The organism is Litchfieldia salsa (assembly GCF_900104555.1).
GTDB lineage: Bacteria > Bacillota > Bacilli > Bacillales > Bacillaceae_L > Litchfieldia > Litchfieldia salsa.
The window spans coordinates 12,118-33,377 of sequence record NZ_FNJU01000019.1; the positions used below are offsets into that span (position 1 = coordinate 12,118).

25 protein-coding genes are annotated in these 21,260 nt (G+C 35.8%); 11 read left to right on the forward strand and 14 right to left on the reverse strand.

The annotated features are described in order from the left end of the window. Nucleotides 1–40: 40 nt before the first annotated feature. From mnhG to BLQ56_RS21455, 7 genes are read right to left on the reverse strand one after another with little or no spacing between them, the layout of a single operon-like run. Nucleotides 41–397: a monovalent cation/H(+) antiporter subunit G gene (gene mnhG / locus BLQ56_RS21425; protein ID WP_090859485.1), complete on the reverse strand. Its 357-nt coding sequence runs from the start codon at nt 395–397 to the stop codon at nt 41–43. Then, the gene (locus BLQ56_RS21430; protein WP_090859401.1) at nt 381–665 is read right to left on the reverse strand and encodes a Na(+)/H(+) antiporter subunit F1; all 285 of its coding nucleotides are present in this window, start codon (nt 663–665) and stop codon (nt 381–383) included. The genes mnhG and BLQ56_RS21430 overlap by 17 nt, the downstream gene beginning before the upstream one ends. Next, on the reverse strand, nt 662–1,141 hold the full coding sequence (locus tag BLQ56_RS21435) for a Na+/H+ antiporter subunit E (protein ID WP_090859403.1): 480 nt from the start codon (nt 1,139–1,141) through the stop codon (nt 662–664). The genes BLQ56_RS21430 and BLQ56_RS21435 overlap by 4 nt, the downstream gene beginning before the upstream one ends. A gap of 5 nt (nt 1,142–1,146) precedes the next feature. Beyond that, complete coding sequence (locus tag BLQ56_RS21440; protein ID WP_090859404.1) at nt 1,147–2,628, reverse strand: Na+/H+ antiporter subunit D; 1,482 nt, start codon at nt 2,626–2,628, stop codon at nt 1,147–1,149. Next, a complete protein-coding gene (locus tag BLQ56_RS21445; RefSeq protein WP_090859406.1) occupies nt 2,621–2,962 on the reverse strand; it encodes a Na(+)/H(+) antiporter subunit C in 342 nt (113 codons plus the stop codon). The genes BLQ56_RS21440 and BLQ56_RS21445 overlap by 8 nt, the downstream gene beginning before the upstream one ends. After that, nucleotides 2,962–3,384 (reverse strand): Na(+)/H(+) antiporter subunit B, encoded by a 423-nt coding sequence (locus BLQ56_RS21450; RefSeq protein ID WP_090859408.1) that lies wholly within the window; start codon nt 3,382–3,384, stop codon nt 2,962–2,964. The genes BLQ56_RS21445 and BLQ56_RS21450 overlap by 1 nt, the downstream gene beginning before the upstream one ends. Then, entirely contained in the window at nt 3,381–5,786 is a 2,406-nt protein-coding gene (locus tag BLQ56_RS21455; RefSeq protein WP_090859410.1) for a Na+/H+ antiporter subunit A, read from the reverse strand. The genes BLQ56_RS21450 and BLQ56_RS21455 overlap by 4 nt, the downstream gene beginning before the upstream one ends. 273 nt (nt 5,787–6,059) lie before the next feature. Here BLQ56_RS21455 and BLQ56_RS21460 point away from each other — a divergent pair, with 273 nt between their 5' ends. After that, the gene (locus tag BLQ56_RS21460) at nt 6,060–6,281 is read left to right on the forward strand and encodes a hypothetical protein (RefSeq protein ID WP_090859411.1); all 222 of its coding nucleotides are present in this window, start codon (nt 6,060–6,062) and stop codon (nt 6,279–6,281) included. Between the two features lie 64 nt (nt 6,282–6,345). Here BLQ56_RS21460 and modA read toward each other — a convergent pair whose 3' ends face one another. Continuing rightward, a complete protein-coding gene (gene modA, locus BLQ56_RS21465) occupies nt 6,346–7,113 on the reverse strand; it encodes a molybdate ABC transporter substrate-binding protein (RefSeq protein ID WP_090859412.1) in 768 nt (255 codons plus the stop codon). A gap of 90 nt (nt 7,114–7,203) precedes the next feature. Continuing rightward, on the reverse strand, nt 7,204–8,394 hold the full coding sequence (locus BLQ56_RS21470) for an MFS transporter (RefSeq protein WP_090859414.1): 1,191 nt from the start codon (nt 8,392–8,394) through the stop codon (nt 7,204–7,206). A gap of 274 nt (nt 8,395–8,668) precedes the next feature. Here BLQ56_RS21470 and kapD point away from each other — a divergent pair, with 274 nt between their 5' ends. Beyond that, entirely contained in the window at nt 8,669–9,292 is a 624-nt protein-coding gene (gene kapD / locus BLQ56_RS21475; RefSeq protein ID WP_090859416.1) for a 3'-5' exonuclease KapD, read from the forward strand. A gap of 174 nt (nt 9,293–9,466) precedes the next feature. Next, a complete protein-coding gene (locus BLQ56_RS21480) occupies nt 9,467–10,813 on the forward strand; it encodes a C40 family peptidase (RefSeq protein ID WP_090859418.1) in 1,347 nt (448 codons plus the stop codon). A 54-nt stretch (nt 10,814–10,867) separates the two neighbouring features. On the opposite strand, the gene kapB is transcribed toward BLQ56_RS21480, so the two are convergent. Further along, a complete protein-coding gene (kapB, locus tag BLQ56_RS21485) occupies nt 10,868–11,257 on the reverse strand; it encodes a kinase-associated lipoprotein KapB (RefSeq protein WP_090859419.1) in 390 nt (129 codons plus the stop codon). A gap of 323 nt (nt 11,258–11,580) precedes the next feature. On the opposite strand from kapB, the gene BLQ56_RS21490 reads away from it, so the two are divergent. Then, on the forward strand, nt 11,581–11,781 hold the full coding sequence (locus tag BLQ56_RS21490) for a hypothetical protein (protein ID WP_090859422.1): 201 nt from the start codon (nt 11,581–11,583) through the stop codon (nt 11,779–11,781). 53 nt (nt 11,782–11,834) lie between these two features. On the opposite strand, the gene BLQ56_RS21495 is transcribed toward BLQ56_RS21490, so the two are convergent. Further along, a complete protein-coding gene (locus BLQ56_RS21495; protein WP_090859423.1) occupies nt 11,835–13,004 on the reverse strand; it encodes a MalY/PatB family protein in 1,170 nt (389 codons plus the stop codon). A gap of 82 nt (nt 13,005–13,086) precedes the next feature. Between BLQ56_RS21495 and BLQ56_RS21500 the strand changes: the two genes are divergently transcribed. Further along, nucleotides 13,087–13,332: a DUF1871 family protein gene (locus BLQ56_RS21500; protein WP_090859487.1), complete on the forward strand. Its 246-nt coding sequence runs from the start codon at nt 13,087–13,089 to the stop codon at nt 13,330–13,332. A 287-nt stretch (nt 13,333–13,619) separates the two neighbouring features. Here the strand turns inward: BLQ56_RS21500 and BLQ56_RS21505 are convergent, their stop codons facing one another. Further along, the gene (locus tag BLQ56_RS21505; RefSeq protein ID WP_386756500.1) at nt 13,620–14,444 is read right to left on the reverse strand and encodes an alpha/beta fold hydrolase; all 825 of its coding nucleotides are present in this window, start codon (nt 14,442–14,444) and stop codon (nt 13,620–13,622) included. 172 nt (nt 14,445–14,616) lie between these two features. Here BLQ56_RS21505 and BLQ56_RS21510 point away from each other — a divergent pair, with 172 nt between their 5' ends. Together BLQ56_RS21510 and BLQ56_RS21515 are read left to right on the forward strand one after the other, a co-directional pair. After that, complete coding sequence (locus BLQ56_RS21510) at nt 14,617–15,117, forward strand: Lrp/AsnC family transcriptional regulator (RefSeq protein ID WP_090859427.1); 501 nt, start codon at nt 14,617–14,619, stop codon at nt 15,115–15,117. Beyond that, nucleotides 15,114–16,286 carry an aminotransferase gene (locus BLQ56_RS21515; RefSeq protein ID WP_090859429.1) on the forward strand — a complete coding sequence of 391 codons (1,173 nt, stop codon included), beginning with the start codon at nt 15,114–15,116 and terminating at the stop codon, nt 16,284–16,286. The genes BLQ56_RS21510 and BLQ56_RS21515 overlap by 4 nt, the downstream gene beginning before the upstream one ends. Before the next feature lie 139 nt (nt 16,287–16,425). On the opposite strand, the gene BLQ56_RS21520 is transcribed toward BLQ56_RS21515, so the two are convergent. Next, nucleotides 16,426–16,791 (reverse strand): helix-turn-helix domain-containing protein, encoded by a 366-nt coding sequence (locus BLQ56_RS21520; protein ID WP_090859431.1) that lies wholly within the window; start codon nt 16,789–16,791, stop codon nt 16,426–16,428. A gap of 321 nt (nt 16,792–17,112) precedes the next feature. On the opposite strand from BLQ56_RS21520, the gene yugI reads away from it, so the two are divergent. Beyond that, on the forward strand, nt 17,113–17,520 hold the full coding sequence (gene yugI / locus BLQ56_RS21525) for a S1 domain-containing post-transcriptional regulator GSP13 (protein WP_090859433.1): 408 nt from the start codon (nt 17,113–17,115) through the stop codon (nt 17,518–17,520). A 62-nt stretch (nt 17,521–17,582) separates the two neighbouring features. On the opposite strand, the gene BLQ56_RS21530 is transcribed toward yugI, so the two are convergent. Then, the gene (locus BLQ56_RS21530) at nt 17,583–17,816 is read right to left on the reverse strand and encodes a DUF378 domain-containing protein (RefSeq protein WP_090859435.1); all 234 of its coding nucleotides are present in this window, start codon (nt 17,814–17,816) and stop codon (nt 17,583–17,585) included. A gap of 141 nt (nt 17,817–17,957) precedes the next feature. On the opposite strand from BLQ56_RS21530, the gene BLQ56_RS21535 reads away from it, so the two are divergent. From BLQ56_RS21535 to BLQ56_RS21545, 3 genes are all read left to right on the forward strand, one after another. Further along, the gene (locus BLQ56_RS21535) at nt 17,958–19,121 is read left to right on the forward strand and encodes an iron-containing alcohol dehydrogenase (RefSeq protein ID WP_090859437.1); all 1,164 of its coding nucleotides are present in this window, start codon (nt 17,958–17,960) and stop codon (nt 19,119–19,121) included. Between the two features lie 216 nt (nt 19,122–19,337). Beyond that, nucleotides 19,338–20,687: a glucose-6-phosphate isomerase gene (locus tag BLQ56_RS21540; RefSeq protein WP_090859439.1), complete on the forward strand. Its 1,350-nt coding sequence runs from the start codon at nt 19,338–19,340 to the stop codon at nt 20,685–20,687. A gap of 120 nt (nt 20,688–20,807) precedes the next feature. Continuing rightward, complete coding sequence (locus BLQ56_RS21545; protein WP_090859440.1) at nt 20,808–21,218, forward strand: YugN-like family protein; 411 nt, start codon at nt 20,808–20,810, stop codon at nt 21,216–21,218. The last annotated feature ends 42 nt before the right edge of the window (nt 21,219–21,260 follow it).

Here is a 21,260-nt window from a genome sequence, read left to right on the forward strand (position 1 = left end):
CATTAGATAGCGTTTGTGGGAGTTTTTTTTCTATCTATACTTATTTGTTTTTCACTTTTTGCTTCGTTGCTTTTAAAGCATCTTGACCGCTTTTCTCCCATAGAGGTATTCCTGAGTTGTATGCTGCCCGACTAATTAAATGCCCGGCCACAGGCGCAGTCATAAAGACAAAGATGATACCAAGCAGAAGCCTAGCATTCATATACCCTTCCTCTACCCAAAAGAATAAAAAAACAGAAGAGAGTATAAGTAAAATCCCGAGTGTCGCTCCCTTAGATGCTGCATGATTCCTAGTATAAACATCGGGTAGTCTTATGACACCAATCGCACTGATTAAGTTAATTATAGCTCCAATAACGACAATAGCTGCAAAAATGACCTCAAGATTTTCTTTCATTTTCAATGATAACTCCCTTCTCTAAAAACTTCGAAAAGGCTACAGTACCAATGAAAGCTAATATTCCAAGTAATAAAATGACCTCTAAGAATGCTTCTGTTCTTAGAATGACTGAAGTAATGGCAGTCATGCCAATCAAATTAATACCAATCGCATCTAGTGCAATCACTCGGTCAGGAGTTGTTGGGCCCTTTACTACACGGTAAACAAAGCCAAGAGTAGAGACCGATAACAGGAGTAGCCCGATATTTAATAAGATACTAATCATGATCGGCTCACCTCCTTAATTGCTTTTTCAAAGGTATTCTTTATTGAATCAATTGATTCCTGAACGTTCTTTAAATCCATTGCATGAATATAGAGTGTTTTCCGATCATCCGATATTTCTAGTACAAGTGTACCTGGTGTAAGAGTAATCAGATTAGCGAGAGTAGTAATCTCCCAATCCTTTTCAAGCTCAGTAGGTAGAGCAAAGATTCCAGGTCGTATGTCTAGTTTTGGTTTTAAAATGATTTTTAAAATCTCTATGTTAGATAGGATTAACTCTTTTATAAAGATAAAAAGCAGCTTAATCACAGCAATGACATTAGATAAATAAAATCGCTGAGGGAAAAATCTTCTCATCATAAAAATCATTAATAACCCGATTAAATAACCACCGAACAGTGATCCAACAGTAAATGAATTTCCTAGAAACATCCAAATGAATGCTAGAAAAATATTTAATAGTAATTGTAATGCCATGTTATCTACTCCTTTAAAACTGCATCGATATAGATTGAAGGGTTCATCATTGTTTCAGCAGCCTCATTGAAATATGGGATAAACCATTCAGCTCCTACACCGAGCGCAATTGATAGTGAGAGAAGGAGAGCGATTGGTAAAATAAGCCCTTTGGTGGACCCTTTTTCTTCTGTTACACTGAGTTTTGTTTCTCCCCAAAATCCGTTCATAAAGATTTTCATAACAGAATATAAAACAAGCAAGCTTGACAGCAGAACCACACCAGCAAGTACATAATCTCCATTTTCAAGTCCACCTTGAACAATCAATAGCTTACCAACAAATCCACTTAATGGTGGAATACCGGCTATAGTGACCACTGCAATAAAGAACAACCAGCCGAGTACAGGGTGATTTCTTATTAATCCACCCATCTTCTTTAAATCAAAAGTACCGGAGAGAATGGCCATGGCACCTACTAGAAAGAAGAGTGCACCTTTGACAATCATGTCATGAACAACATAAAAGATTGAGCCTGTAATTGAAGTAGTAGACATTGTAGCTACTCCAATTAAAATAACCCCGACAGCAGTCATAATATTATAGATGATAATCTTCTTAACATCCCAATAAGAAACAGCCCCGATTACGCCAACCACAATGGTTAATCCGGCAAGTATTGAGATTAATCCATGTGTAAACTCGGTATCATGATAAAAAATAAGTGTAAACACCCTCATGATTGAATATACCCCAACCTTTGTTAACAGTGCTCCAAATAAAGCCGTAATGGCAGTTGGTGGTGCTTGGTAGGAACCAGGAAGCCAAAAGAACAGCGGGAATATTGCTCCTTTTAATCCAAAGACAATTAAAAACAAGACAGCTATTACTGTAAGTATTCCTGGTTGACCAACCTCACTGATACGCTGTGATAAATCAGCCATATTTAATGTCCCAACAACTGAATATAAGAGGCCGACAGCTACAACAAATAAGGCAGAAGAGATAATATTGACAAGAATATATTTGATGGACTCACGTAACTGAACTTTGGTACCACCATGGACAATTAGTACGTAAGAAGACATTAACATGACTTCAAAGAAGACGAATAAGTTAAAAAGGTCTCCTGTTAAGAATGCACCAAATACCCCGACCATTAGAAATTGAACAACAGAGTAAAAATAAAACTTTTCACGAGCTTCTCCGATTGTGCGGAACGCATATAATATACATGTAAGACTGACAATACTTGCTGTTAATACTAATAGTGAAGCAAGCATGTCTGCCACTAACACAATCCCATAGGGAGGTCTCCAGTCACCAATTTCAAGTGTTTGAATTCCCCCTGTGAAAACGGTTTGAACTAAAATGGCCGATACCACGATAGTTGCGATAGATGCAATGACACTTATCCACTTTTGCAAGGGAATGTTTTTATTGAAAAATATGAGTAAAATCCCTGTGACAAGCGGGATAAGGATTGGTAGAATGACTAAATTATTCATGACGATCAGTTCCCCTCAAATTATCCATGTTGTCTGTCCCTAGCTCCTTATATGAACGGTACGCAAGAACTAAGAAGAAGGAAGTAACTCCAAAGCTAATAACAATCGCTGTTAAAATCAATGCCTGTGGAAGTGGATCTGTATAAAATTCGGCGTTTTCTCCTAATAAGGGAGCAGCACCTGTTTTTAACCCACCCATCGTTAGTAGCAATAAATGAGCACCATGACTTAGTAGTCCTGTGCCAACAATAATACGTAATAAGCTTTTAGACAGCATTAAATAGGTAGCAGCTGTAAATAAAATTCCAATTAAAATTGACATTAAAATCTCCATTATTCATCCTCCCCAATCGTTTGAATAATGGTCATCGTGACACCAATAACCACAAGATATACACCAATATCAAAAAGTACTGCAGTAGCCAAGCCTGTTTTACCTAAAATCGGTAAATCAAAATAGCCAAAAGTTTGTGTTAGAAAAGGGACATCGAAGAAAAATGACCCAATTCCAGTTAATACGGCAATCAATAATCCAATTGCTGCCACCTGAATAAAATCGATTGGAAAGATTTTATTCACGGTTTTTGCATCAAAGGCTAATAATAATAACACAAGAGCAGCTGCAGTCATCAAGCCTCCAATAAAGCCTCCACCAGGGGTATAATGTCCAGCAAAGAAAAGGTGAAGAGAGAAAGCTAGAATAAGGAATATGATGATTTTGGTGACAGTTTGTAAGATCAAGTCATTAGTCTTCATCCTTCTTTCCCCCTTGTTAGACGTAAACGAATCATCGTAAATATACCTAAAGCAGCAATACAGAGCACGGCAATTTCAAATAAGGTATCAAACCCTCTAAAATCAACGAGTATGACGTTAACCATGTTCTTTCCGCCAGCTTCCTTATAACTTGCTTCAACGAAATAACTTGAAATAGAATCAAATAATTTTGTCCCATTAGCTGATAGCGCAAGCAAGGTAACAACAGTACCTACTCCCAGTGAAATTACAAGGTTCGGCAAACGGAAACTAAGCGGCTTTGGCTTAAGCTTTAACTCTGGTAAGTGATAAAAACAAAGCAAGAACAATGCGACAGAAACAGTCTCAACAATTAACTGTGTTAATGCAAGGTCAGGTGCCCTAAATAATACAAAAAATAATGAAACACTGTACCCAACTACCCCTAAAGATATGATGGAAGTGAGTCTTGATTTGGCAAAAAGAATAGCAACCGTTGCCGCAACCATGACCAGTGCTAAAACAACTTCATAGATGCCAATTGGAGCACTATTTGTTGTCGTAAATGCAAAAGCATCCTTAATGAATAATGAACTTAACAGAACGACAATCATAAATGCGAAAATCATCACAAGATAATCTCGTATAAATCCTGTCATATAAAACTTATTAAGTTTATAAGAAGAACGCTCGAGTGCTACGAGTCCACCATCATAAAGTTTATTCAGAGTCAGACGCTTTGGAAAAACATCATAGATCTTAGACCATTTTAAAAGGGTGATAAACATAATGGTTCCTAACGCAATCACACCCATTGTCATAAATATCTCGATGTTCCAGCCATGCCAATAATAGAGATGAACATGGTAAGTTCCATTTTCTCCTAACAAACTAGGTTGTATAGATGCCATGGCAGGCTCAATGATTGATTGAGATAGGATGTTTGCAAATGGACCAAATATGATCACCAACGAGGCTAAAATAATCGGTGGAATTAGCATCCCAATCGGAGCTTCGTGTGGTTTTACATCCAGTTTCTCTGGTTGATAATTGCCAGTAAAGGTCTTAAATACAAGAATCATGCTGTAAATAAAGGTAAATACACTAGCAATCCAAGCAATGATAGGAAACAATAAGCCCCATGTTTCCATATTGAAAATCCCTAGCTTAGCAGCATTTACGACACCAGTAAAGAACATTTCCTTACTCAAAAATCCGTTAAATGGTGGAATTCCAGCCATAGCGAATGTTCCTATGACAGCTAGTGTAAATGTGATTGGCATTACCCCCATAAGACCCCCGAGCTTTCGTATATCTCGAGTACCTGTTTCATGGTCAACAATCCCAACAACCATGAACAAACTGCCTTTAAAGGTTGCATGGTTAATTAAGTGAAATACAGCGGCAACAGTTGCAGCCATATATATATTCTTATCAAGATGGTCGTAATGGAGAGCTGCGGAACCAAGGCCCAGTAACGACATAATCATTCCAAGTTGACTGATGGTTGAGAAAGCTAAAATCGATTTTAAGTCTGTTTGTTTGACAGCTGTGAAGGATCCCCAGAATAGTGTGATAATCCCAACACTGGATACAATCCAAAACCACTCGAAAGAGCCTGCAAAAATAGGGCTAAATCTAGCTACAAGATAAATCCCAGCTTTAACCATCGTGGCTGAGTGTAAATAAGCACTTACAGGAGTTGGTGCCTCCATTGCATCAGGTAGCCAAATATGGAATGGGAATTGTGCTGACTTTGTAAAAGCACCGAGCAATACTAATAACATGGCAGGGATGAAAAGCGTATGTTCAGGCAATGTTGCAACCTGACTAATCATCTCACGAATACTAAAAGTATTTGTCATAATCGACAGCAAGATAAAACCTGCAAGCATTGCTAAACCACCGAATACAGTTATTAACATTGATTTCTGTGCACCATATCTAGACTTTTCTCTTTGGTACCAGTACCCAATTAACAAAAATGAAGATAAGCTTGTAAGTTCCCAAAATGTATACAGAACCAAGACGTTATCAGATAAAACTACACCAAGCATCGCACCCATAAACATTAATAAATAAATATAAAAATTGTGAAGTGCTTCTTTTTCCTTGGATAAGTAATAGATGGAGTACAAGATAACAAGTGCGCCAATTCCTGTTATAAGAAGTGCAAAGAGTAGACCTAATCCATCTAAATATGCTGAAAAATTAATCCCTATAGATGGAATCCATGGGACAGTTTCGTAAATGTTTCTTCCATTCATCGTTTCACTTATAAATTGAAAGAAATAAGTGAATAAAATAATTGGGAGAATTAGAACGAACCAACCGGTATGTATTTTGCGAAAATACTTATAAAAGAATGGTACAAATAAAGCCATTATAAAAGGTGATAAAATGGCCCAGTGTAACAATGACAAAAGTATAACCCCCTTGTATTTTTCATTTTAAAATGGATGTGATTTCTTATTGTTTTCTTCTACGCTAACCCGAGTAAACCCAATAATAAGTGGCAAAACTTATTATATACCATAGGTTTATTTCTTGCATGTGTGCTACCTTGTAGTATCTGCCATTAAATTAGAAATTATTAAATATGTAGAAAGACGTATAAATTCTACAAAAAATTTTTTTATATCACATGTATATTTTTTCGTTTTTATTAAAAACTATATACCAAGTAGGTGATCAGCATGTTCAAAAAAGCAATTGTTGCCATTTCAATATTTGCATTGTTGTTCATTGGTGCTTGGGTATTAAATGAACAAACAAAACGAGAATATTACATGCACAATGAAGAAAGTGATTATCAAATTCAACAAACGGATGATCAGTACATGATTGATGGTAGAGGTGAAATTCGGATATTCCCGGCATTTATGTCAAGAGAGTATATTCGAGTAGTGGATCGTTAATAGGGGAAATTAATTACCCTGCCTATATCAAAAAAAACACAAGGATTAGCTATCCTTGTGTTTTTTAGTTTATTAGTGGTTTAAAACCATATTGTTTAAATATCTCTACACTACTTTCACTCTGTAGAAAAAGCGAGAACTCTTTTGCAAGCTCCTTATGTTCGCTTTTATGAATGATTCCAACTTCATAAAAGATTGGTGAGTGATGATTTTTATTTGCTTTCGCTATGACTTCTATCTTATTAGAAGTATGTGCGTCAGATGAATAAACAATACCGACATCTACATTATTGGTTTCAATATAAGTTAATACTTGCCTGACATCTTTTGCCAGCACTATCTTTGGTTGGATCGTTTCCCATAGTCCAATCTCTTGTAATAGTTCCTTTGAATAGTGTCCAACAGGGACTGTTTCTGGAATCCCAATCGCAATGGTATTAATGTTTTCGTTTGTCAAATCTGAAAAGTCACTAATGGCAAGTTCTGAAGCTTTATTTTTAACTAATACAAGTTCATTTGTTAGTAGATTCACTACAGAGTTTTGGTCAATCATTTCTTTATCTAGTAGTGTTTTAAAATGCGAGCTTGATGCTGATACAAATAAATCAACAGGTGCTCCTTGTTCGATTTGCTTTTGAAGGGTACCAGATGAACCGAAATTTAGATGAACCTCAACAAATTCATTATGTATTTCAAACTCTTTCTTAATCTCTAATAATACATTAGTAAGACTTGAAGCAGCTGAAATCGTAATTTCTTCTTTCGTTGAATTGGATTCATTCGAGCAAGCCACAACTAGAAATAGTAAGAAAAGAAAAGAAACTTTTTTCATAGATTTAATTTATCCTTTTAAAGTTATTTATATTGCCTGCATTATAAATGAAATGTGAAAAATAAACCATACAAAAAGGATGATTATTTATCATCCTTTTTGTACATCCATTCCTATATCAACTTCTTCAGAGGAGCGGTGGATACTTAGCCACAAAATAACTGCACTTAAGAAAAATAAACAGCTTGTAATTAGAAAGACGGTTGAAATTCCAAAAAAACCACTCAATATTCCACCCATTGTGGGACCAATGACATTTCCTAAATAGCGAAAACTAACATTATAGCCGAGAACCTCTCCTTGGACTGAAAGTGGGGCAACCTGTCTAATATAAGCTGTCATACAGGGGATAAGGCCACCAATGGCAATTCCAAAGATGAAACGGAAGATCACTAGTTGCAACAATGAACTGGCAAATGCTTGAGGAATAAACATAATTCCAGCTAAGATTAATAAAATAAAAATAACCTTCTCATGCCCAATTTTATCTCCTAGCTTACCCCATTGTCTTGTAGCGAGCATATTGCCAAAGCCTGTTGCTGAAAAGGCTAACCCAGCTAAGAATGCCAAATTTACAGCCTCGGTTAGTTCGCTTACATACAATGCTAATAATGGCTGAACACTGAAGTTTGCCGCTTGTATGATAACCGATATCATCATGATGGATAATAATACTGGATGATGAAAAATATGAGCGAGCACTTGTTTTCGAGTGAATTTTTTCGTCTCTTCGGTTTCTTGTTTGCGAATTTCCTTTATTCCGAAGGTGACAAGAAGTGTAGCAAGTGTAATAACAATAGAAGTAAGAAAAAACGTATATTGAAAGCCCACTGAATCAGCAAATGCTCCTCCGATTAATGGACCAAGTAAACCACCAGATACTGTTCCCATTTGTAGTGTGCCAAGTACTTTTCCAGCAGATTCCTTCGGTGTTTGTGCAGAGATTAAAGCTAATGAGGTTGGGATAAAACCAGTAACAACTCCCATAAATAAACGGAGAAAGAATAATTGAGAAACTGATGAAACATACCCCATAAGAAAAATACTTATGGCAATTCCAAAGCCAGTTATCATTAATATTTTCTTATAACCGTACTTATCTCCGAATCTCCCCCATAAGGGTGATACAAAAAATGCAGTTAAGAAAGTAATTCCAAAAACAAATCCTGCCCAGCGTTGAACATAATCAGAAGAAAAGTCACCAAAAGTCTCGATATAGAGAGACAGGAATGGGAGAATCATCGTTGCACTTGCAGCAACAAAAAAATTTGCAAACCACATAATCAGTAGATTTCGATTTCTAATACTTACACCTTCCTGTACTATTATTTCGTCTGTCTAAATAATAGTATAAAATAATATTTCGATTATTGAAAGACCTTATCATGATCAGGAAACCTCGGAGGCAAAAACATACTGATCTGAAGTAAGTGGATTTTTAAATATATTCTGAAAAAGACACAAATAATGGTACTTATCGTGTTATAATGATAGTTACTTATAATGTTCGTAACTCTTAGATATATGGTGTTATTTCTAGGAAGGGGGAAGGCGAATGGTTGAATATAACCAATATCTTTTTATTGATTTTGAATTTTCAATGCCTGAAAATAAGACGACTCCACAAGGGTTTTTCCCTGAAATTATTGAGGTAGGGCTAGTTTCAGTTAGTAACCAATCAATTAATCATACTTTTTCCTCGTATGTAAAACCAAGCTATTATCCAATGTTAACTTCAAGGTGCAAATCCTTCTTAGGTATCACACAATCCCAAGTTGATCAAGGTATGAGTTTTGTAGATTTGGTAGAATATCTAAATGAAGCTGATACCACGAAGGAAAGCACAATTGTTACATGGGGAAACATGGACATGAAAGTATTAAGAGCTAACTGTTTGAAACATAATATCCCCTTCCCATTCAAAGGGAGTAAAGTAGATTTATCAATGGAATACAAACGTTTCTTTGGAGACCAAAACCAAACAGGTCTTTGGAAGGCTGTCCAAGAGTATGGCAAGGAAGGAACAGGGAAACACCACTGTGCACTTGATGACGCATTAACAACATATAATATTTTTAAGCTAGTTGAAAAAGATAAACGCTATCTAGCTAAACCAGAACCTACGACTATAGGGGATCGAATTGATCTTTCTAAAGTCTTAAATAAGTTTGCATTATAAAGCGAATTAAATCACTTTAAGAGTGATTTGATCTCGCTTTATTTTTGTTTGTGAAAAAATCCATTCAAAAAGAATAATGTAAGAAGCTCTCATTATGTATAACTTACTTACATAAGACTCCAGCTTTCATAAAAATAGGATTCGTAGGAAAGTCTAAAACAAAGGAGGGATCTTATGTTTGTAGGCCATGAAATACAAGATGAAAATACAATTGTATTACACTTAGACCCAAAGTTAACTGAATTCTCGACCGAACTTGGTTATCATAATAATAGTAAAAAACAGCACTTAAATGAGAGTATAAAGCAATATATAGTAGAAAAGGTTCCGTATTTTAATCCTTCAATTGTTAAGATTATGATGGGAACATTTGTTGTAGCAACTGTTACCTTTGTAGCTGAACCGGCGAAGAAAGCAGAGGCTTCTACAGAACCATCTATTATAGAAAATAATAAAACCTATCAGGTGCAACAAGGTGACACGTTATGGAGCATTGCCAAAAATCATAGTATGACCACTACACAACTAAAGCAACTTAACAATGTAACAGGTGACATGATTTATATCGGACAGGTACTAAACGTCTCTAACACAATTACGGAACAATCTCCTGCTACATATACAGTTAAAAGTGGAGATACTTTGTCGGCTATTGCAAGGCAATTTAATATGACCGTAACCGAAATAAAAATATTAAATAACTTAACATCGGATCTTATTCGTCCATCACAGATTCTTTTAGTTAAAGGAAACTCAACACCCCCTAGTCCATCACCAGAAATAGGATCATCATATATTGTTCAGGCAGGAGATTCGTTATCAGCAATTGCAAGAAAGTATGAAACAACTGTAACTGAATTAAAAAGGCTGAATGGATTAACGTCAGATACTATTTTTATTGGACAAACACTTAAGGTTGCGAGTTCGTCTAATCAGACAACACAGCCTCAAGCTGAAAATCCTTCCAGTCAACTTTATAATGTACAAGCAGGAGATTCGTTATCTGCTATTGCAAGGAAATTCAATATGACAATATCCGATTTAAAGGCTCTAAATCATTTAAATGGAGATACGATCTATATTGGACAAACCTTGAAGGTAGTTGGGACACAAGGGACGACAACAACTGAACAAACAAAATCAAAGCAGGAAATTAATCAAGAACTTGTTCGGGATTCTTTTAATTATATTGGTGTTCCATATCTCTGGGGTGGGACAACTCCTGCAGGCTTTGATTGTTCTGGTTTTATTTCATTTATGCATTCAAAACACGGAATTGACATTTCGAGAACGACTTCAAGTGGATATTATCAAATGGGAACTGCGGTTTCTCGTGCGAATTTGCAACCAGGAGATTTAGTTTTTTATGCTGTAAATAGACCAGGAGAGATATCACATGTTGGTTTTTATGTTGGAAACAATCAGTTTATATCTGCAACGTCATCAAAGGGTATTGCAGTATATTCACTAGACCACTCATATTGGTCTCAATATTATGTAGGAGCCAAAAGAGTCTATTAAGAAACTCAGGCTGACTGTGTGATGAGTAATCTCCACATAGACAGCCTTTATCTGTTAAATCTTAAAATAATCAGATTCAAGGATCTCTATCGTTTCAAGTGAACGTTTTTCCCATGGGGTAGATGCAGGTTTTAATTCATCTTTTAGAGAGTCAATAGCATGACGAAGGGATTGTTCGTATGGAGTGACTTCACCTTCATACTTTTTCACCATGGCTTTTGGAATGTTTGTTTGTTCATTCAATGCCAATGCTCTTCTTTCATGAAAGAAGGGGACATCTGCATCCTTTGGTTGGTGTAAGTCGCCCTGCATAGGATGCTTTACTACAGATTTAACCTTAACTAAATAATGTTGTGGGCGGACAGCTGTTATTTCACCAATGTATTTTCCAGTTTTATAGATTCCTGTCACAATCTCACCTATGTTTAATTGTTCACTCGACATTTTCTCATACTCCTTTTATAATGTTAGGCTCTTTTTGCAACCTATGTTGCTATTTGACCTGGTTAGGTTGATCTGCACTCCAGGTATGTGCTTTCCTTGGTGCAGGGATGAACCTATCGTCGCCAAGCTCCTGTGGGGTCTCATCCTTCCTGCGCATCCCGCAGGAGTCACATACCTTCCGTTCCAATCAACGAGCTCTATACATTAAATAAGTCTTAAAACAACAATCTTTTAGAAAAGTACCTAATGATAAAATCCCCTATTATAACTAGCTAATTAAAAATCTAAAATGGTATACTAGACCAAGATTATTTAATAAAGGGATGATTGTGTTGAGTTTATTAAATGTATTATCGCTTTTCTTATACTTTCCAGCAGATAAGTCAGAGTACTTACCTGCTGCTATATCAAGTATGGTTTTTTTGATTGGTGCTATTTTAACGATGCGTTTTTTCATTCTACATTCTAGAAAAGAGCAAGAAAAAGCAAAAGAGCTCGAGGAAAAGTTGAAAAATGAAGAGTAATTGAATACCTGATCCAAGAGTGAGGTGTACTCTAGAACTTGGATCAGACAAATTTATTGAAAAGCCCTCTTAAGTCTTATTAAACCTTCCTCTAATGTCTCTCTAGGACATCCTAAATTAATTCTAACAAATCCTTCTCCACCCGGTCCATATTTAGGCCCAGGCTCCAACCCTATTTTTCCCTTTTGCATTAAAGCTTTAGCTAGCTCTTTATCTGACAAACCTAGTTTACGACAATCTAACCACACTAAATATGTAGCATCAGGTTCAATCATGTTAATTGAGGGTAATTCGCTCTCTAAAAATTCCTTCAACCGGCTGATGTTTTCTTTTATATACGCTAAGAAATTTTCAAGCCATTCTTCACCGTGTAAATAAGCAGCTTCCATACCAACCATTCCAAATGTATTGAGGCCAAATAAACCTTGGTTTATCTGATGATGGTCAAATTTAACTTTTAACCGGCGATTTGGAATAATAACGGCAGATGCTTGAAGTCCAGCTAGATTAAATGTTTTAGTAGGAGCAATAAAAGTGATTGTTTGCTGACTAATTTCCTCCGAAATTGATGCAACTGGAGTATAAGGAGTACTCCCTACAAGAATATCGGAATGAATATCATCAGATAATAATAAAGTCCCATTTGTTACACATAATTCCCCAAGTCTTTGCAAATCTTTCTTACTCCAGACTGTCCCCCCTGGATTATGAGGATTACATAGGAGAAACATTTTAATGTCAGGTGTAAGCACCTGTTCCAATTGCTCAAAGTCGATTTCATAGTGGTTGTCTATTAGCTTATTTTCGATTGTTACCAGCTGACGACCGTTTCGTTCAACTACGTGGAAAAATGGTTGATAAACAGGTGTGAGTGTTAGAATTTTATCTCCCGGATTTGTAAATGCACTTATGGCCATGGCCATTGCTGTTACAACCCCAGGGCTATAGGTTACCCATTGATTGTTAATCTCCCATCCATGTCTTTTTTTTAGCCAGCCACAGATGGAATCAGGAAGTGATTGTGGTATGACGTTATAACCAAAAATCCCATGATCTAATCGATCTTTAATAGCAGATAAGACTGGCTCAGGTGCCATGAAGTCCATATCTGCTACCCACATTGGTAATACTTCTGAGTCACCAAATAATTTTTCTGTTAAATCCCATTTAGCTGAGTTTGTTCCTCTTCGTTCAATTACGTTATGAAATGACGGTTGATACAAATTTACCCCTCCTATAAGATATGATATGCTAATATAGCTCGAAAAAACGGTTAATAAGGTGATATCTGTGGAAATGCAAAATATGAATCTAAAACTGATGGATAAATTGCAAAGTTGGGATCCACTAGGCTATGGAGTTGATTCTTATGAAACTGAAATTGTGGATGTTCTTCAAGCAGTTCATGTAGTAAATGATATATCCCAACTTGCAAGAAAAATTCAGGCTATATATGAATTCTCGTTTGAGGAGATAATCCCTTTAAATACGTGTGAGAAAATGGCCAAAGAATTATTAGTGATTAAAAATAGTAGTTCTTGTGATTTATAACGGTTATTTGCTTTATTGTATAACAAGAGGCCATTCCAAATAATCTCCTTTCTAATGAAAGGAAATTAAAATGGAATGCCTCTGTTTTATTAGAAGACTTATTTAATGTGGTAGAGCTCGTTGATTGGAACGGAAGGTATGTGACTCCTGCGGGATGCGCAGGAAGGATGAGACCCCACAGGAGCTTGGCGATGAGGAGGCTCATCACCTGCCCCGCGGAAAGCACATACCTGGACTGCAAATCAACCTAACCTAGTCAAATAGCAACATAGTTTACGGAAGTGAGCCTAATTTAAAAACTGTAAGATCTGTCTATAAACGTCCTCAGGCTTTTCCTCTGGGACGAGATGTCCTGTTTCATCGAATACAACAAATCTTGAATTAGGTAGATCATTGTGTAATCTTTTGCCAATATGGACGGGTACTACTTTGTCGTGTTTACCCCAAATGAGTAGGCATGGAGTAGCTATTCGTTTTAGTTCAGTTGAGCTTAATTCTTCTTCGCGATCACGAATAAATTTGGTTAAGCCTACAAATATTTCATTATTTGTAAAAGGTGAACTATAGCCTTTGATCATTTCTTCATCAATCAGGGACTTGTTGTATACAACATTTAATAGATTATTGATGACTCCTCTTCTAGCTAACCAAAACTTTACATAATGATGAAAAAACGGTAAATATGAAGAATAAATGATAGACTTCTTTACAGGTTTTGAATAAGCGGAGCTGCATAATAAAATGATTTTATCTACAATTGTAGGATGTTGCTTTGCCATTTGTAATGATAATTGGCCTCCCATTGAATGGCCGACTAAAATGACATTTTTAATGTTAAGCTCTTTAAGGAATAGCAGAAACGTTTTTGCGATATTATGATAAGAGTAAGTAAACGTTTTTGATTTTCCACTTTTTCCAAATGGAGGGAAATCAATCGCTATGACTGAGAAATGGTCTGCTAATAATGGGATTAGCCGCCGAAAACTAAAAGTAGATGATAAAAAACCATGTATTAATACTAGAGTGGGTTTATCAGAACTATTTTTATAATACTCATAATGGATGTTGATTCCGGAAATGGTCATTGTTTGTTCGGTTGCCTTGTTGTTAATCATAAAATCGACTCCATCTAAAAAGAATATGCTTTAATTTCTCCGCCTAAATGGGAAATTATTCATGCGTAATAAAAGATGATAAAAACAATGAATAAAACGGACTTGAGGACAGTTTTTTGTTATAATTATGAGAAAATTCCCTGTTTTTTAGAAAAAAGGAGGTAACAGCATGACATTTAATGAAGTTGAAGTAGAGATATTAGGGTTAATTGAGAAGGATAGCCGAATATCTATGGAAACCATAGCAAAAATGGTAAATAAAAGCGAGCAAGAAGTAGAGGCTATTATTCGAAAGTTCGAGGAACTTAATGTAATTGTTGAATATAATTCTATCATCAATTGGAGAAAAGTTGATGGGCATGAAGGTGTTACGGCAATGATTGATGTGAAAGTTGCACCGAAGCGAGGGGTTGGTTTTGATGCAATCGCTGAGAGAATTTACAGATATCCTGAAGTTAAATCAGTATATCTAATGTCTGGAGCATATGATTTATCTGTTGTAATTGAAGGCAAATCAATGTCAGAAGTAGGTAATTTTGTTTCTGATAAGTTATCAACTCTTGATTCTGTGCTATCAACCACCACACATTTTGTATTAAAGAAATATAAGCACGATGGTACGATCTTTGATCATGGTGAAGAAGATAAACGCATTGTGGTGTCTCCATGAGTATTAAGCAAACCCAATATTTATCAAAAACAGTTTCTGATCTCAAGCCTTCTGGGATAAGAAGGTTTTTTGATTTAGCCGCTAATATGGAAGGTGTAATCTCTTTAGGTGTAGGAGAGCCTGACTTTGTCACATCATGGGCTGTTCGAGAAGCTTGTATTTTATCGTTAGAGCAAGGGTATACATCTTACACTGCCAATGCAGGGTTAATTGAATTAAGAAGGGAAATATCAAATTATTTAAAACGTTCATTTTCAGTGGAATATTCCCCTGAATCCGAAATACTTGTGACGGTTGGTGCAAGCCAAGCGTTAGACTTGGCACTACGTGCAATCATTAATCCTGGTGATGAAATTATCATTGTGGAGCCTACGTTTGTTTCGTATGCTCCTATTGTTACATTAGCAGGAGGAGTTCCGGTACCAATCCATACAAATAGTAAAGATGAGTTTAAATTAAGACCTGAGCAAATTGAGCATGTTATCACAGATAAAACGAAAGCGATCCTAATTTGTTCACCTAACAATCCAACAGGAAGTGTATTATCAAAGGAAGAATTGGTTGAGATTAGCCATATTGTAGAAAAATATAATTTACTCGTTATCTCAGATGAAATTTATGCTGAATTATCATATGATCAGCCCTATACTAGTTTTGCAAGCATTGAGAAAATGTTTGATCAAACCATTTTAATTTCTGGTTTTTCAAAAGGTTTTGCAATGACAGGCTGGAGACTTGGGTTCGTATGTGGACCAGGAGAAATCCTTCAAGCGATGTTAAAGATTCATCAGTATACAATGATGTGTGCTCCGACAATGGCCCAGCATGCAGCGATTGAAGCTCTTCGGGGTGGAATGCAAGATGTAGAAGCAATGAAAAAAAGCTATCGTCAAAGAAGAAACTTCTTTGTTAACTCTCTAACTGAAATTGGTTTACCTTGTTATACGCCTGGTGGTGCTTTTTACGCATTTCCCTCAATAGAGAATACTGGCATGACTTCTGAAGAGTTTGCTGAGAATCTACTTCTAGAGGAAAAAGTAGCAGTGGTTCCAGGGAATGTGTTTGGTGAAAGTGGAGAAGGATATGTCAGATGTTCTTACGCATCTTCGATTGAGCAGTTACAAGAAGCAATAAAAAGAATGGGAAGATTTATGGAAAAACGAAAGTAAAAAAAGGGCTGTCCTCTTCATGATGCTGATAAAGCAACACGAGGAGACAGCCTATTAACAAAAAAGGGGGGGGAATACTAGAAAGCCTTTTATTATAGTAGCCATAATTTTTTAGATTTAAACCTTCTGATTTATATTTTTAATGAACCGTTTTATTTTTCTCTAATTCTTGAATCCATTCTAATAACTGAGAAAATTCTTCATCGGATAGATCGACAATCTTGCTTAAAATTAGTTCTGACTTAGTAACACCTACTTTTTGAGTTAAATGTAGAATCTCCAACTCATTCGAACCACCAGGTTGTTCAGTGATTGGTAATAACTCAGTAGCAGGTACGTCTAAAACAGTTGATAATTTTAAAATCATTTGAATATCAGGAACTTTTAAACCAGCTTCATATTTCTCAATGGTTCCAGGTCCTACTCTTACTTTTATAGCAAGCTCCTGCTGATTCATTTGTTTTAATTCTCTTAAAGATTTAACTTTTTCCCCAAAGTTGTTCATTAAACATCAACCCCTTATGGCAAAATAAGATACTCTTCTTTACTATATTTTACCATTTATAAGACTCGTTCACTCCCTTAAATCATGACAATTTCTTGTCATTCAAACGATCTTCTTGGCACATTATTGAATGTGATTAGTAAGATAAGATTATAAAATGATTTAAAATGCAAAGTAGGAGAAAGAGTATTAAATAATTGTAATAAAATAGGCTAATCATAAGAGTGCCAGTAGAAAATTTTGATTATATCAATGAACTATGATATAATTTAAAATTGCGTATAAAAGAATGTATATAAATAAAGATCTAGGAGTGTTTACATGTCAGAAAAATTCGAAGTTGGTAGTATTGTTCAAGGAAAAGTTACAGGAATTCAACCTTATGGAGCATTCGTTGCATTAGATGAATCAACACAAGGATTAGTTCATATCTCAGAAATTACTCATGGTTATGTGAAAGATGTTAATGAGCATCTTACATTAGGTGATGAGGTAAGTGTTAAGATTTTATCGATTGACGAAGCAGCTGGGAAAATCGGTCTTTCTATTCGTGCTACACAAGAAGCTCCAGAAAAGAAAGAAGAGCCTAAGCAATCAAAACCTAAGAAGCGTCCAGCTCCTGCGGCCAAATTTGAAACTGCTGAAACACCACAAGGTTTCAATACTTTAAAAGAAAAGTTAGAAGAGTGGATTGAACAATCAGATCGTAAAGATCTAATAAAAAAATAAATCAGTAAAAAGAGGCCAACATAATATTGGCCTCTTTTTATTTTTTAAACTAGACGTCTATTTTACCTCGTTGGTCTAGGTTCTGTGTTTGTTGCTGCTTCTGGAGATGGTTTAAACAATAAGCCAAGGTTGATTAACCCAGCAATACCAACTATACCATAAATAATTCTAGATAAAGCAGATGTTTGGCCACCAAAGATAGCAGCAACTAAGTCAAATTGGAAGAATCCAATAAGTCCCCAATTGATTGCTCCAATTATAGTAAGAACAAGTGCTATACGTTGAATTGTACTCATAAACATCCTCCTTTAGAAAAAATACCTACATGTATAGAATTAGTAAAAGTATGAAAAATATACATGGTGAAAATTTAAAAGTGAATTACTTTACAAACATTTTTTGAACGCTCATAATCAATTTTATAGGAGGGATATATCATGGAAAATTTTACATTTTATAATCCAACAAAATTAATTTTTGGTAAAGGCCAACTAGAGCAGATTAAAACTGAATTACCTCAATATGGTAACAAGGTATTAATCGTTTATGGTGGCGGTAGTATAAAACGCAATGGTATTTATGATAATGTTTTATCGCTTTTGAACGAAATTGGGGCTGAAGTGTTCGAGATTTCAGGTGTTGAACCTAACCCTCGTTTATCAACAGTTAGAAAAGGTATAGATATTTGTAAGAAAGAACAGATTGATGTTCTCCTTGCTGTTGGTGGTGGAAGTGTTATTGACTGTACGAAAGCAATTGCAGCAGGTGCAAAATATGATGGAGATGTTTGGGATTTTATGACGCGTAAGGCTGTTGCTAAAGAAGCATTACCATTTGGTACAGTATTAACTTTGGCTGCAACTGGTTCTGAGATGAATTCAGGATCTGTTATCACTAACTGGGAAACAAATGAAAAGTATGGATGGGGAAGCCCTGTAACATTCCCTAAATTTTCAATATTAGATCCTGTACATACGTTTAGCGTTCCAAAAGACCAAACGATTTATGGAATTGTAGATATGATGTCCCATGTACTTGAACATTACTTCCATAATGTGGATAATACACCTTTGCAAGATCGATGGTGTGAATCTATTTTACGTACGGTCATGGAAGCGGGTCCTAAATTGGTTGAGGATTTAGAGAACTATGAGCTTCGAGAAACGATTCTTTATTGCGGAACAATGGCATTAAACGGAATGGTCAATATGGGGTATCGTGGTGACTGGGCAACTCATAACATTGAGCATGCGGTTTCTGCTGTTTATGATATTCCACACGGTGGCGGGTTAGCGATTATTTTCCCTCATTGGATGGCATATAATTTGAATGTAAATGTTAAGCGATTTAAGCAATTAGCCGAGCGGGTATTTGATGTTCAATCTTCTGGTAAAACCGATCAGGAAATTGCCCTAGAAGGAATTGTTAAACTCCGTCAATTTTGGAACAGTATTGGTGCTCCAGAACGGTTAGCAGATTACGATATTAGTGATGACCAAGTAGATGTAATGGCAGATAAAACGGTTGTCTTCGGTGAATTTGGTACTTTTAATAAGTTAGGCAAAAATGATGTTATGCAAATATTAACAGCAGCATTATAATCTGTTCCAAAGAAGCTACTTTTTTGTAAAAAACATTAAGGTAGCTTCTTACTTTCAATTGTCTATTTTATAGGTAGGTTAGGCGGAAATAAAAAGGTTCATGAAAAATTTACAACTGATTACGCTTACATGCGTGTGCTGTTCTTGATTTCATGGACATGATTCGATAAAGTGAAACTAGTAGTGAAAATTTTAAAGTTTGGAGGCTATAAACAGATGACACATGTAACGTTTGACTATACAAAAGCACTTACATTCTTTGGTGAACATGAAATTACATATTTACGTGATGCAGTTAAAGTCGCACATCATTCTCTTCATGAAGGCACAGGTGCAGGAAGCGATTTCTTAGGTTGGATTGACTTACCAACACAATATGATAAAGAAGAGTTTAGCCGTATTGTGAAAAGCGCAGAAAAAATTAAATCTGATTCTGATGTCTTACTTGTAGTAGGTATTGGTGGTTCTTATTTAGGTGCAAGAGCTGCGATTGAAATGTTAAATCATTCTTTTTACAATTCATTATCTAAGGAGCAACGCAAAACACCTCAGGTGATTTTTGTAGGTAATAACATTAGCTCTACATATATGAAAGATTTAGTGGATGTTTTAGAGGGAAAAGACTTCTCAATTAATGTCATTTCAAAATCTGGTACAACTACTGAGCCAGCACTTGCTTTCCGTATCTTCCGTAAAATGCTTGAAGAGAAATATGGTAAAGAAGCTGCTAAGGCGCGAATTTACGCAACAACTGACAAAGCGCGTGGTGCATTGAAAACACTTGCAACAGAAGAGGGGTATGAGTCATTTATCATACCAGATGATGTTGGTGGACGCTTTTCTGTATTAACAGCAGTAGGTTTATTACCAATTGCAGCTAGTGGTGTAGACATTGCAGCAATTATGGAAGGTGCTGCTGATGCAAGTAAGGATTTCTCTAAATCAGAATTAGAAGATAATCCAGCATATCAATATGCTGCTGTTCGTAATCTTCTTTACAACAAAGGTAAAACAATTGAGATGTTAATCAATTATGAGCCAGGACTACAATACTTTTCTGAGTGGTGGAAACAGTTATTTGGCGAAAGTGAAGGGAAAGATCAAAAGGGGATCTATCCTTCATCAGCGAACTTCTCTACAGACCTTCACTCACTTGGGCAATACGTTCAAGAGGGACGTCGTGACATATTTGAAACAGTTCTCCATGTTGCAAAATCACGACATGAATTAACGATTGAAGAAGAAGCAAATGATCTAGATGGCTTGAATTACTTAGCAGGTCAATCAGTAGACTTTGTAAATAAGAAGGCGTTTGAAGGAACAATGTTAGCACATACTGATGGCGGAGTACCTAACTTAATTGTTAACTTACCAGAGATGAACGAATACACATTTGGCTATTTGGTATACTTCTTTGAGAAGGCTTGTGCAATGAGTGGTTATCTATTGGGTGTTAATCCATTTGATCAACCAGGAGTTGAAGCATACAAGGTTAACATGTTCGCACTTCTTGGTAAGCCTGGTTTTGAAGAAAAGAAAGCAGAGCTTGAAGCTCGTTTGAAATAAGATGTGCAAAAGGATTCTGTCATGTGACAGGATCCTTTTGCATTTGTACAACTTTTTTATAAATTTATTATTTATAATTGGATAACCTAATAATAGATACTTTTAAAGGGGGTTATCCACATGATTCCACTACCTTCAAAAATTGAAGGATTGACTTCACAGTTATATCAACTAGAACAAGTCCTAAAACCATTAGGGTATAATATCGGTGGTAATTGGGATTATGACCATGGTTATTTTGATTATAAGATTGATGACGAAGTTGGATATCAATTTTTACGAGTACCATTTGAAGCAGTTGATGGACAGCTTGATTCTCACGGTGTAACGGTTAATCTAGGACGACCTTTTCTTTTATCACACAAATACCAAATAGGTTTAGAAGACCATGTTCAAACAGATATGGATGGTTTGTCAGCAACAATTGATCAATTCCAAGAGCCAGAAGATCCTGATGCCTCATTTCCAGAGAAGTATATTGATTTAGGAAAGGCTCTTGTGGGAGAACTTGAAGCAGTTCTAATAGAGTAATCATAAGTTTGTATAAAATAGTTTAAAATAACCCTTCAATTT

Excerpts from the sequence above, each read along its gene's own strand:
- BLQ56_RS21520 (WP_090859431.1), bottom strand. The coding sequence starts at position 16,791 with ATGAACAACTTTGGGGAAAAAGTTAAATCTTTAAGAGAATTAAAACAA.
- modA (WP_090859412.1), bottom strand. The coding sequence starts at position 7,113 with ATGAAAAAAGTTTCTTTTCTTTTCTTACTATTTCTAGTTGTGGCTTGC.
- BLQ56_RS21500 (WP_090859487.1), top strand. The coding sequence starts at position 13,087 with ATGAATCTAAAACTGATGGATAAATTGCAAAGTTGGGATCCACTAGGC.
- kapB (WP_090859419.1), bottom strand. The coding sequence starts at position 11,257 with ATGTCGAGTGAACAATTAAACATAGGTGAGATTGTGACAGGAATCTAT.
- BLQ56_RS21440 (WP_090859404.1), bottom strand. The coding sequence starts at position 2,628 with ATGAATAATTTAGTCATTCTACCAATCCTTATCCCGCTTGTCACAGGG.
- mnhG (WP_090859485.1), bottom strand. The coding sequence starts at position 397 with ATGAAAGAAAATCTTGAGGTCATTTTTGCAGCTATTGTCGTTATTGGA.
- BLQ56_RS21450 (WP_090859408.1), bottom strand. The coding sequence starts at position 3,384 with ATGAAGACTAATGACTTGATCTTACAAACTGTCACCAAAATCATCATA.
- BLQ56_RS21460 (WP_090859411.1), top strand. The coding sequence starts at position 6,060 with ATGTTCAAAAAAGCAATTGTTGCCATTTCAATATTTGCATTGTTGTTC.
- BLQ56_RS21530 (WP_090859435.1), bottom strand. The coding sequence starts at position 17,816 with ATGAGTACAATTCAACGTATAGCACTTGTTCTTACTATAATTGGAGCA.
- BLQ56_RS21470 (WP_090859414.1), bottom strand. The coding sequence starts at position 8,394 with ATGTGGTTTGCAAATTTTTTTGTTGCTGCAAGTGCAACGATGATTCTC.
- BLQ56_RS21545 (WP_090859440.1), top strand. The coding sequence starts at position 20,808 with ATGATTCCACTACCTTCAAAAATTGAAGGATTGACTTCACAGTTATAT.
- BLQ56_RS21430 (WP_090859401.1), bottom strand. The coding sequence starts at position 665 with ATGATTAGTATCTTATTAAATATCGGGCTACTCCTGTTATCGGTCTCT.
- yugI (WP_090859433.1), top strand. The coding sequence starts at position 17,113 with ATGTCAGAAAAATTCGAAGTTGGTAGTATTGTTCAAGGAAAAGTTACA.
- BLQ56_RS21510 (WP_090859427.1), top strand. The coding sequence starts at position 14,617 with ATGACATTTAATGAAGTTGAAGTAGAGATATTAGGGTTAATTGAGAAG.
- BLQ56_RS21480 (WP_090859418.1), top strand. The coding sequence starts at position 9,467 with ATGTTTGTAGGCCATGAAATACAAGATGAAAATACAATTGTATTACAC.
- kapD (WP_090859416.1), top strand. The coding sequence starts at position 8,669 with ATGGTTGAATATAACCAATATCTTTTTATTGATTTTGAATTTTCAATG.
- BLQ56_RS21515 (WP_090859429.1), top strand. The coding sequence starts at position 15,114 with ATGAGTATTAAGCAAACCCAATATTTATCAAAAACAGTTTCTGATCTC.
- BLQ56_RS21435 (WP_090859403.1), bottom strand. The coding sequence starts at position 1,141 with ATGGCATTACAATTACTATTAAATATTTTTCTAGCATTCATTTGGATG.
- BLQ56_RS21445 (WP_090859406.1), bottom strand. The coding sequence starts at position 2,962 with ATGGAGATTTTAATGTCAATTTTAATTGGAATTTTATTTACAGCTGCT.
- BLQ56_RS21490 (WP_090859422.1), top strand. The coding sequence starts at position 11,581 with ATGATTGTGTTGAGTTTATTAAATGTATTATCGCTTTTCTTATACTTT.
- BLQ56_RS21535 (WP_090859437.1), top strand. The coding sequence starts at position 17,958 with ATGGAAAATTTTACATTTTATAATCCAACAAAATTAATTTTTGGTAAA.
- BLQ56_RS21540 (WP_090859439.1), top strand. The coding sequence starts at position 19,338 with ATGACACATGTAACGTTTGACTATACAAAAGCACTTACATTCTTTGGT.